Origin of the sequence: Motilimonas sp. 1_MG-2023 (assembly GCF_030547455.1) — a bacterium.
GTDB lineage: Bacteria > Pseudomonadota > Gammaproteobacteria > Enterobacterales > CBDFNC01 > Motilimonas.
This window is the reverse complement of sequence record NZ_JAUOPX010000069.1, coordinates 1-11,738: the sequence shown is the minus strand read 5'-3', so window position 1 is coordinate 11,738 and position 11,738 is coordinate 1. Positions and strand designations below refer to the sequence as shown.

The 11,738-nt window shown below is 40.6% G+C and carries 9 protein-coding genes; 2 read left to right on the top strand and 7 right to left on the bottom strand.

The annotated features are described in order from the left end of the window. Positions 1-306: 306 nt before the first annotated feature. The 4 genes from Q4519_RS20810 to rph form a co-directional block, all read right to left on the bottom strand. Entirely contained in the window at positions 307-936 is a 630-nt protein-coding gene (locus tag Q4519_RS20810) for an SMI1/KNR4 family protein (protein WP_303515712.1), read from the bottom strand. A 179-nt stretch (positions 937-1,115) separates the two neighbouring features. Next, entirely contained in the window at positions 1,116-1,760 is a 645-nt protein-coding gene (locus Q4519_RS20805) for an SMI1/KNR4 family protein (protein ID WP_303515710.1), read from the bottom strand. A 187-nt stretch (positions 1,761-1,947) separates the two neighbouring features. Next, positions 1,948-2,589, bottom strand: coding sequence for an orotate phosphoribosyltransferase (pyrE, locus tag Q4519_RS20800; RefSeq protein WP_233051559.1), 642 nt, complete (start codon positions 2,587-2,589; stop codon positions 1,948-1,950). Between the two features lie 17 nt (positions 2,590-2,606). Further along, positions 2,607-3,323: a ribonuclease PH gene (gene rph, locus Q4519_RS20795; RefSeq protein ID WP_232801646.1), complete on the bottom strand. Its 717-nt coding sequence runs from the start codon at positions 3,321-3,323 to the stop codon at positions 2,607-2,609. A 409-nt stretch (positions 3,324-3,732) separates the two neighbouring features. Between rph and Q4519_RS20790 the strand changes: the two genes are divergently transcribed. Continuing rightward, the gene (locus tag Q4519_RS20790) at positions 3,733-4,596 is read left to right on the top strand and encodes a YicC/YloC family endoribonuclease (protein ID WP_232801645.1); all 864 of its coding nucleotides are present in this window, start codon (positions 3,733-3,735) and stop codon (positions 4,594-4,596) included. A gap of 199 nt (positions 4,597-4,795) precedes the next feature. Beyond that, the gene (locus Q4519_RS20785; RefSeq protein WP_303515705.1) at positions 4,796-6,010 is read left to right on the top strand and encodes a site-specific integrase; all 1,215 of its coding nucleotides are present in this window, start codon (positions 4,796-4,798) and stop codon (positions 6,008-6,010) included. Positions 6,011-6,113: 103 nt separating this feature from the next. Here Q4519_RS20785 and Q4519_RS20780 read toward each other — a convergent pair whose 3' ends face one another. The 3 genes from Q4519_RS20780 to Q4519_RS20770 all read right to left on the bottom strand — a co-directional run bounded on the left by Q4519_RS20780 (position 6,114) and on the right by Q4519_RS20770 (position 11,466). Further along, positions 6,114-9,263 carry a right-handed parallel beta-helix repeat-containing protein gene (locus tag Q4519_RS20780; RefSeq protein WP_303515702.1) on the bottom strand — a complete coding sequence of 1,050 codons (3,150 nt, stop codon included), beginning with the start codon at positions 9,261-9,263 and terminating at the stop codon, positions 6,114-6,116. A 151-nt stretch (positions 9,264-9,414) separates the two neighbouring features. Next, complete coding sequence (locus Q4519_RS20775) at positions 9,415-10,029, bottom strand: bifunctional 2-polyprenyl-6-hydroxyphenol methylase/3-demethylubiquinol 3-O-methyltransferase UbiG (RefSeq protein ID WP_303515700.1); 615 nt, start codon at positions 10,027-10,029, stop codon at positions 9,415-9,417. 159 nt (positions 10,030-10,188) lie between these two features. After that, positions 10,189-11,466 carry a serine hydrolase gene (locus tag Q4519_RS20770; protein ID WP_303515697.1) on the bottom strand — a complete coding sequence of 426 codons (1,278 nt, stop codon included), beginning with the start codon at positions 11,464-11,466 and terminating at the stop codon, positions 10,189-10,191. Positions 11,467-11,738: the final 272 nt, after the last annotated feature.

The window sequence follows — 11,738 nt, the reverse complement described above, 5'->3', positions numbered from 1 at the left end:
TGATGAAAAAGGGTGAATACCCAGATGTGTTTGGGTTGATATCGGATTAGTCAAGCTGGGGTTGGTGAAAGGTTACAAGAGTTGAGCTTGTGCTCAACCAATAAATTGAAATAGGGTGGGTAATCCTCCCTTTTAGGTGGTTCAGCTTTACAGGCAAGAATATGGGGCCCCCACCACTTTTTGTACTAACTCGCATTCTGAACCATGGTAAAAAAGCTTATTTTGGTGAGTGTCTGTGTTTTTTCGGTTCATTCACTGATGTTTAGATGAGGAGCCCATTGTTCTAATAAACACTCACTAGCAAGATTACGGCTCGCCTTGTTCTTTAACTTGGTATTGCTCACGCATTTTTTTATGCTGCTTTAGCCAATTCTTTTTATACCATTCAAAATCTGCGTCATCTTTAATAGAATTGATAAACTCTTCATAACTTTGTTCTTTTACATAAGGAATTTTATCTAAAAATGCCTCAAAGCTATGGGCTAACAGGCAGTAGCGCTTATTAAGCCAGTAATAAATGCCACCGGCCCCTTCGCCTTTTACCTTCATTAAAAAGATATTATTGGCATGGCCGTCAGCGATGGGGATGTAGTCGGGGTCTAGCCCATAATCTAAGGTATATTCGCTATATTGCTCATTAAGGGAATTGCGATCCCGTAATCCATTGCTGGGTTTTCCCGTTTCACGAAACGATGCAGCATAAAAAATACCTAAATCAACATCACCCGTTTCATAAGGCTTATCACTAAAAGGATGACCATCAGGATCAGTCAGCGGAACCGTGCTAGGAGTGAGCATTGCGGCACCAAAGCGCAGTAGAAATTCTTTATAATCACCCGGCAAACTAACACCAATCCGTTGCTCAAAGGCTAAAATATAAGCTTCGTCAATAATATTACAAAGATTGGTGATTTTAAATTTGGTCACATCTAACACTAGTCCTCTCCTACCTCTTCTAACTGACAATTACTATCTTTTTCAAAGTTGCAATTATCACTGAGCTGTTTGTAAATTGATTGGCCGCCAGAATGGGGGACTCCTACATGGCCTCGGTTGTTTATTAACGGATATTTAAATAGCTGTCCTATTGCGCTAAAAAACACTTACTAGCGAGATTACGGCTCGCCTTGCTCTTTAACTTGGTATTGCTCACGCATTTCTTTGTACTGACTCTTCCAGCGCTCTGCTCTTCGCTCAATCATTTTCTGATCCCCCTTAGCAAACTCTTTTAATTCAACCATGTATTCATCGAAAGTCTGCTCTTTTTCATAAGGGATTTTATCTAAAAATGCCTCAAAGCTATGGGCTAACAGGCAGTAGCGCTTATTAAGCCAGTAATAAATACCGCCCGCCCCCTCGCCTTTTACCTTCATTAAAAAAATATTATTGGCATGACCGTCGGCGATAGGAATGTAGTCGGGGTCTAGCCCATAGTCCAAGGTATACTCGCTATATTGCTCATTGAGAGAATCACGATCCCGTAATCCATTGCTGGGTTTTCCTGTTTCACGAAACGATGCAGCATAAAATACTCCTAGGCCTACACCGCCTGTTTCATAAGGCATGTCACTAAAGTTATTTCCGTCTGGATCGGTTAATGGAACCGTTGCGGGGCTCAGGTACGCAGCACCAAAGCGCAATAGAAAAGCCTTATAAGCATCTGGCAAGCTAGTGCCAATACGCTTCTCAAACTCTGCAATATATGCTTCATCAATAACATGACAAAAACTGGTAATTTCAAATTTAGTCACATCTAGCACTCGTTTTCTCCGATTTTTCCTAATTGATAATCACTATTTTTTTCAAAGCTATAGTTATTACTGCGTTATTTGTAAATTGATTGGCCGCCCGAAAGATAAACTCCGACATAGCCGTACATCGCAACCAATAAAATTGCAAAAGGGAGGCCGAGGCCTCCCTTTTTGATGATACAACTTAACAGGCTAATTAAATGCCGTATTGCTCGCGATAAGCCTTAACCGACTCAAGTGACGCTGCCATTTCTGGCTTTTCGCTTAAGTATTCAATCAAATCATTCAGCTCAATGATTGAAATCACTTTCGCATCGTAATCGCGCTCAACTTCTTGGATTGCAGATAACTCGCCCTTGCCTTTCTCTTGACGATCTAGCGCAATGAGTACGCCCGCCAATGACGCGCCGCAAGCTTGGATAATATCCATCGACTCACGGATAGCGGTGCCCGCCGTGATCACGTCGTCCACCAGCATGATACGACCGTTTAGATCCGCGCCGACTAATGAACCGCCTTCGCCGTGATCTTTCTTCTCTTTGCGGTTAAAACAGTAAGGAGTGTCTACTTGATAGCCATCAAACAAAGCCACCGCGGTGGTGGTTGCAATCGGAATACCTTTGTAAGCAGGGCCAAACAGCACATCGTATGCAATGCCTGAATCTTGCAACGCTGCTGCGTAAAAACGACCCAGCTTAGCTAAATCGCCACCGCTATTAAACAAGCCAGCGTTGAAAAAATAAGGACTGGTGCGGCCAGATTTTAAAGTGAACTCACCAAACTTAAGCACCTGTTTGCTCAGAGCAAATTCAATAAAGTCGCGTTGATATTGTTTCATCGATAAGTCCCCTTTAATTATTCTGCTAGTGCCGCTTTTTGCGCCGCCACTAAATCGTCAATGCCGGCTTTCGCTAACGCCAACATTTCAAGTAGCTCTTCATGGCTAAATGGCGCTTCTTCTGCCGTGCCTTGCACTTCAATCATCTTGCCGCATTCCGTCATTACCACGTTCATGTCGGTGTCAGCCGCTGAATCTTCAACGTATTCCAAATCACATAGTGCTTTACCGTCAACAATACCTACTGACACAGCCGCGATCATGTGCTTGATTGGGTTAACTTTTAGCGCGCCCTTGTTGATGAGGTAGTTAATCGCATCGGCTAATGCCACAAAACCGCCAGTAATAGACGCCGTGCGTGTGCCGCCATCGGCTTGGATCACGTCACAATCGATAGTAATAGTGTTTTCACCCAAAGCTTTTAAATCAACCGCAGCACGTAAAGCACGGGCGATTAAACGAGAAATCTCTAAGGTTCGGCCGCCTTGCTTACCCTTTGCAGCTTCACGTTGGTTACGAGTATGGGTAGCGCGTGGCAGCATGCCGTATTCAGCCGTTATCCAACCTTTACCTTGGCCCTTTAAGAAACGTGGCACCGACTCTTCGACACTGGCTGTACATAAAACTTTAGTGTTGCCAAACTCCACTAAAACCGAGCCTTCAGCGTGCAAAGTATAGTTACGAGTGATAGTTACAGGACGAACTTGAGCGGGGGTTCTGCCATTTGGGCGCATAGATAATTACCTAGATTAAAAAAACAGCCGCCATTATAAGCCCAAAGTAAAAGGGATCCACCTTTGCTGAGATTTTCTCCGTAGGTTTATATGAATAGCTCACTGCGGCCCGTTCGAGTGACCATAGAAATACAGCTAAAAAAGCCGCTTGGATCGGGGTTAACTGCCACAGCTAACAAAAGCTAACTGACTAGGTTTTTCACTTTTTCCAGGCTAATTAATCCATTCCTACTTCATATCAATCATGCGTTTAAGCGATATAAAACGAGCAAAAACCCTTCGATAATTAGCCCCTCATACATAAACAAGCGGGGTTAAAATCAAAGTAAAGGCGACAAAACCAGAGAAGGGTTTGCGCGCTGCGTTTTTGCTCTTATAATTCGCCCACTGCAATTAACAAGAGACGCTTATGATCCACAGTATGACAGCCTATGCCCGCAAACAATTCAAGGGCGATTGGGGCAGCGCCGTATGGGAAATCCGTTCAGTCAATCAACGTTATTTAGAAACCTATATTCGTGCGCCAGAACAATTTCGTGGCTTAGAACCTGTGATCCGCGAAAAACTACGCAAACGCATGCAACGCGGTAAACTCGAAGTTAATTTACGTTTTGAAGCTGCACAGAACAACGCTGCCGAACTGCAAATTAATCAAGCCCTTGCCAGCCAAATCATTGAGCATGCGCAATGGGTAATGGAAGAATGTGGCCGTGGCCAACTTAACCCTATCGACGTACTGCGTTGGCCGGGAGTGATGGAAGCGCCAGAGCAAGACGTTGATGCCCTATCAAAAGAACTACTCGCTGCTCTCGACACCACCATAAATGAATTTTTAGAAGCGCGTGCCAGCGAAGGTGCCAACTTAAAAGTATTCATCGAACAGCGCTTAGAAGAAATCAGCAGCCAAGCTGCCTTTGTTCGCACTAAAATGCCAGAAGTAATGGCATGGCAACGCGAACGCCTTAGCAACCGCCTAGCCGAAGCGCAAGTTGAACTAGAGCCTGCGCGCCTAGAGCAAGAAATGGTGATGCTAGCGCAAAAAGTCGACGTAGCCGAAGAGCTCGACCGCCTTGACTCACACATCAGCGAAACCCGTAACATCTTGAAAAAAGGCGGTGCCATCGGCCGACGCTTAGACTTCATGATGCAAGAGTTTAACCGCGAAGCAAACACCTTAGCATCAAAGTCGATCAATGCTGAAATCACTAACGCATCGGTTGAGTGTAAGGTATTAATTGAACAAATGAGAGAGCAGATCCAGAATATTGAATAAGCTCTATCGGCATCCAACAAGATACGTTAGATATTAAAAATCAATAAGATAAAATAAAATAGAGTCCACCTAAGTCTACCAATACCCACCATAAGCTAGAAATAAATGGTGGGTATATTGGTGGGCATGCTACTATTAAACAAAAGTGAAGTGGTGGGTACACACCTCATCGCTTATTCGAGTTGATAGTGGGGGCGATATGAGCAAGCTAACTGCTTTAGCTGTAACGAAAAATATCAAAAAAGGCGAGCCCGGCAGATTCGCCGATGGTGGCGGTTTATATCTCGTTATACCTAAACGAGGTGAAGCCTTTTGGATGCTCCGATTTACCTTCAATAGAAAGCGGCGTGAGATGACCCTTGCCAAGGTCAGCCATCTATCCCTCGCTAATGTTCGAGCCGAAGCAGCGATTCAAATGAAATTGGTCCATCAAGGCACAGACCCCATCTTAGCCAAAAAACGCGCACTGCAATCTCAACTCTACACAGTGACAGACCTTTTTGAAGACTGGCAACAAGGCAACGTCAAAAGATTAAAACACCCTGAAATACCCGAACGTGTCTTTCGTAAAGACATAGCACCACACATTGGTGAACTAGGGGTTAATCAAGTCAACGCTCGCGACATCAGGGCGATTATCACCAGTATTGCCGACTCTGGCCGACCCAGCATTGCGAATGATGCCCTGCTCTACTGCAAACAGCTATTTAACCACGGCATCAAGCTTGATCTGGTAGGTGCAAACCCTGCCAGCGCCTTTTCAGTAAATGATGCTGGTGGTGCAGAAAAGAGCAAAGATCGCGCATTATCGCTTGATGAGATCAAACAGTTCTTCAAAACCGCGAGAGAAAATTCGGACAGCTTTAGCCGTGACAATTACCTAGCTTGTGCCTTATTGATTTGTTTAGGGGTGAGAAAGTCAGAATTAACCGAAGCGACATGGCAAGAATTTGATTTAGAAAAACAAACATGGAGCTTACCCGATAACCGTAGCAAATCAGGCGTAGGGATCGTCATTCCATTGCCCGACATTACGGTAAAGTGGTTAGAAGGACTAAAAGTAAGGGCATGTGGCTCTGGCTATGTTTTCCCCAGCCGCAGAGCCAGCAAAAACCCTTACATGGGGCCTGATACATTAAACCGTGCAATCACTAAATTATTTGGCCATGAAGCTGGCAAGAAGAAACAACCAGAAAACAAGATGGGGGATATGACTCACTTCACCGTACACGACCTACGCCGTACCTGTCGCAGCCAACTGGCCGCACAAGGCACTCCCGGCCATGTAGCAGAGCGATGTTTGAACCATAAACTTAAGGGCGTAGAAGGGATCTACAACCGACATGATTATTTTGAAGAGCGGAAAGATGCGCTGGATAAATTGGCACAATCGTTAGTTCGACTTATCAACTAATACATAAAAAATTTAGCTCAAATCTAAGCTGACAATGGCACCATTAAAAATGGGTAACTGTCAGATCAAGTCTGAGCTAGTACAATTAATGATCAAATATTGCCTACTGGATTATATGACAATTATTGTCTCTTTTATTGACTTTACTATCTGTAGATACTTTAATGCAAGCGGAACGAGTCCCGCTAAAGTTAATTGTATTACCTAATATATCAATCTCATCGCTTTCACTATTAACATGAATACCACTTGATGCTGGTTGAGTTATGATATTATCTAAAATTTGTAAGTTATGGGATTTCGATGTTACCTGTAAGCCATTAATTTTATTGCCTTTAAATGTCACATTTCTTGCATCGCTAAAACCTGAAAGTTTGTGAACGATTGTAGTTGTAAAAACATTACCTTTTATTTCCATCGTGTAATCACTTTGCCCTGCTTCAGTATTAACACCTTTTATCCACAGCGGGGTTCCTTTAACATGAACTTTATTATTATAGAAACCGACATTATTGAGCGAAAATGTTCCACGCACACCATTGTAGGTTTTTATTCTGTCGTTACCATATGTAATAGGAGCATCATCATTAATCACTGCATTATTATTGAATATATTGGTATCTTTTGCCCTAGAGATAGAGAAAGCTAAGGGAGCATTGATAATAGTGTTGTTATAGATATCGGTATTACTACCTGAGATATAAATACCAGACTTTCGAAGCACATTATTAGCAATAATGTTATTTTCCAGCTTTACCCCATCGATGATTGGGTAAAAGGTTGTTTCACCATCGTAACCATTCAGGATAGCAAATGCTGGGGTATGAGATTTTTCATTGTATGTTACATCATTATCGGCAATAGTCACAAAAGAAGACTGCCCTATACCTAATCGACTTTCAGTCGTATTATTGATGATTTTAATGTGATCACCAATCGCGGCAATGAAGGCCCCTTTGTAGCTGTTTTTTTCTACATTGTTACTAATAACAATGTTATACGGCCGCTCAATGTAATAAAGCTCTCCTTTTGTGTTACGACTACGAGCCCCCTCAACATCAATCGCCCAGCCAGGAGAGGCAAAGGTTGAATATTCTGTCGGTTGTCCTGAATTTAAAAACGTATTACTATCAACCAAAATATCGGAACCACTGGTGATCGCCATGCCAAGTCGGCGGTTGTTGTCAAAGGTATTATTAATTACTGTCACTTCTTGAGTTTCAATGTGGTCAGGTCGACCGTATCCCCTAAGAGAGCTGATTGATAAACCATCACCCATTGCATCAATAAAACTAACACCATCAATCACTATGTTAGTAGAGCCTTGTACACGCATTAAAGTACCGCCCCAGTGTTTATTTTTATCCGAAAGCGGATCCTCGTAGTTATGTTGGTCGCGCTCGCCAACTAAAACTCCACCCTTTATTTTGACATTGTTAGCATTGAAAGTTCCGAGAATACTGTATTTTACAAAACCATTTGGTTGTGCGCGTAATGTCGTATCGGTTTGCATTACAAGGTTCGTATTTGAGGGCAATAATATGCCATTTTTGCTGCCATCGATACGTGAGTCGTATTGCCCTACAAGAAAGTAAGCATCAAATTGAGGCAGCGTAAGTGTAGCTGTTTGAACAGCAGCCATTTGATTAAAAGCATGCTGAAGAATTTTTCTGTTAGTTTTTGCTACAGAGTCTTCAACTATCCCTTCTACAAGGGGCCAACGTCTTTTATCTAAAGTATAGTTGTCTGAGACAGATCTAAGCTCTACACCATCGACAGTAACAGACGAGTTCAGTAAGCGGTGATCTATTTCACCGTGATCCATATGCAAGGTACCATTAATAATATCACCACCAGCAGCCAGCAAGGAAACGCCTTCTTTAAGGGTTACATGGCGGTTGTTTAGATCGAGTAAACAGTCTAATTTAATATGGCTATATGCATCGATGTCACTCACGTTATAGTTACAAACTTTGGTTGTTCTCGGAGAAAAAAAGCTGTTTACTAGGTATTCTGGTTCCGTTGTTATTTTGCTCTCTGTATCAACCGCAAGCTTATCTGGGTTAAAGAACTGAATTCTCTTATGAAGGTTTCCATCTGCATCTTGAACATGAACCTCTAAACGGTAAAAAAGACCAGGTATTAATGATGGTAATTTAATCCCGTGCTCTTTCTTAAAGTCTGATACATTGGAAATATTGGGCCTAAAACTTGGACCAAAAGTAACCCAAACTCTCGTGTCCTCCGTAGTGATAACCTTAACAAAACCTTCGTTTTCTGAATCATTCAAGTAGCTGACTGCTATTTCTGAGATGGATGGTTGTTCAGGCAAGCTGTCTAGTGTGTGGAAAGACAATGGTTTGGAGGTAGAGACTAGTCCATTAGAATCGGTTGATTCAACATAAAAATGGTATTCAGAGTAGTCTGATAAATTGGGCAGTGTGGCATTGTGATCTTTCAGTAATTCAACATTTTCAATTTCTTGGTATTCCAACTCATCGACCTTGCGGTACAGTACCCGTCCTGTGGCATAGCGACTTGTACGCCAAGTAATTTTTGCTGATTGCGTACCTCGATCGCTCACCAATAAGTGCGTAATATCTGGGCCAGATGCTTTTTTTAGCCGCAGTAATTGATCTGCACCGTCAGAGGCAAACCCATCTGGTGTTTCTGTATCAATTTCAAAGTGATAAATTTTCCCTTCGTCCAAGCCGCTTAATTCAAATTGATGATTAACAGCAACAGGGGATACCAAAGAGCCACCGTTGTAGGCTCCTCGTCCAAAATTCAACGTGGCGGTTGCCGCTCTATCAAGCTCTACTTTAATGGTTGCACTGGAAGAAGTGACGTTGTACTTATCTACTTTATTAATTACGGCAACAGGAACTGTCGTACTGGTTTTTTTTAATCGTAGTAGTTGCCCATGACTAATGAATTCTTCTCCGGCACCTGTCTTAGCGACAGCACGGTAGTGATATATGTGACCAAGTTTAAGATTGTTTAGGGAAATAACATGATTACTCTTTTGGCTCGATACTGGCGATTTAACAAAGTTGGCCGAGTTTAGTCCGTACATTATATAGACTTCACTTATTTCGTCGGTTTTAACTTTAATCTGCGCATCTTTCACATCCACATTGATATTAGCGATTGATAAAAATTCAAGTGCTTGAGCTGCTGGCACTAAGGCTAAGCTGAGAATTGTAAGCAGAGATATCGCTGTCTTTCTAATTTTTTCTTTTTGATTTTTCAAATCTTTATTCCTTTTTAGTAATAAAATTAAAATTTTGTTGAATAAGTTATTACCTACTTCAAAGTGCTATAAAAGACTTATCATTAGATAAAAAAGGATGCATTTCTTCCGTCCCGATAAGGTGGGAAGGTATGTAGATAGAATTGGTGAACTATTTTTTTGCGACAATAAATATTGATTCTCTACTGGTCACCCACTCTAGCTCAACAGAAAATCCAGCTTTAATAAGTTTACTAACAAGCTGATTTTTGGTCAAAACACATACGTGAGGTGCTAAACCAATAAACTGCATTATTGATATTAACAACCTAAACACTACATGTACCTCACCTATCAGCGAAGTGCTTGAAATAAACACACCATTATTTTTTAATAGTTTGTAAATATAATGAATGGAAATATCTACATCCTCGAGAAGGTGCAGAACATTTAATCCTAAGATAACATCGTAATCTTGTTTTTGAAGGATAAGCTCATCAAGTGTATTCTGTTTGAAAATGACATTTTCAACATTACATTCCCTCGCTTTTTTTTCTGCTATCTCAATCATTTTTTCAGAAATATCAGTTGCAAAAATTTTTTTAACATATGGTGCATGAATTATTGCTGTACCGCCACTACCGCATCCAAACTCTAAAACATCACAATCTTTGTTTAAGTACTGTTGCGTAATGGCGATTTTTTTTTGATAAGTAACTTCATCTTTAATAGCTGTTTTAACGTATTTTTTAGCGCTTCCATCCCAAAACTTTTTTGAGCTAATCATAATATTAATTTCCAATGTTTTTAGAGTTAGTATGTGTTGTAATTTTCTGCTGAACCCTTAATCATTGCGTATTCTAACTCTAAAGTGGTTAGTCATATAACTCTGATTTATCATATTATTTTTATTAAATGTAAAAGCCAAATACGCAATATCCAAAATCTACTCAATTGCCGTAAACAAAAGAGCCTTATCTAATCCTCGTAGTATTTCTAATAACCAATCTTTATTTTGAGGTGCAGCTTGATTTATTGTAAACACAATACTCGTTCCTGTTTCTGGAATATAATACATACCAGTACCCCATGCACCATCATGACCATAAACAACAACTTTTTTATGTGAAAGTTGATACTCAATCCTCTTCATACCTAATCCGTAAGAAAAATTTTCATTGTCAACACTGATTGTATTTTTCATTTCTTTTAGGGTATTAACGTCCTTAAATAATTTATTGCTGAACAAGTCAATAGCATAGGAATTTAATTCTTCAATACTCGATACTATTCCCCCGCCAGCCCAATCAAAAGAGGTATTGAGTCCGCTTGCGATAACATCTATATTTTCGTTGATACCAAAAGGCGATAAATTTGAGTAATGATGAGCAGGTCCTTTTCCTTCTGCTGCTTCATGCCATTCTAAGTAAGAGAAATTCATTTGTGATTGAGAGAAAATCTCAACTCGGTAGTTATCAGCTAAGCTCATTCCTGAGATTTTTTCTATAATTAAACCTAACAACAAATAGTTTGTATCAGAGTAATGATAGCTTTCACCAGGGGGATTCATTGCGTATTGATTCATACCACTTGAAAAAAAATACTCAAGAATACTAGCGCTTGTCCATGAGTTTTTAGAGATGCCAGATGGTAGGAGCCCTGTTACATCTAAGATCTGTAGTGCCGCCAATGAGTTCGATGAAATATCGTTATCTGGTTCGTCAGTAATATAATCTCGTAAGCCACTGGTATGATTTAATAATTGACTAATCGTTAATGATTCGCCACTTGAATCCTCATCTATCTGATGTAATTCATTCAACGTAAAGTGACCCGGCATATCACTGTCTGCCAAAATATCGCTAATTGGCGTTGAAAGTGAAATACTTCCAGCTTCAATCATTTTCATGATTAATGTGGCAGTAAATGTTTTTCCTATGCTTGCGATTCGAAATGGTGTTTGCATTGTCATTTCTTCACTGGTATTTGGATATGCAATACCTCCTGCTTTATGCCAAGAAAAATTTTGTTTTGGGCTTTCGACACTGAAAGCGAGGTTAATTATATCAGGGTCAGATGAAGCAACTTGATAGACATCGTCAAGTTTTTTTTTTGCTATCCCATCTAGAAAAAGAATGATCTTTTGCTCCCCACTTCCACATGCAGTAATAAGCGTTAGTAAGAAAAATAAATAGGTTAGTGTAAATGCTTTCGCGTAATTCATTTTTTGTCTCTGTAGTTATAAAAGTATAATTTTTCGACAAAAAATACATTTTTTCGTCCGTCCCGATAAGACGGGACAGTATAAAAAACAGAAATTGAACAAGATTAACTTAACCTGAATCTTGCTTAAGAAAATGAACTAAATGCCTGTTCCACGATCTGATCTTTCGACCAAGAAACATACAGACCAAAAAGGAACATACAGACCAAAAAGGAACATACAGACCAAAAAGGAACATACAGACCAAAAAGGAACATACAGACCAAAAAGGA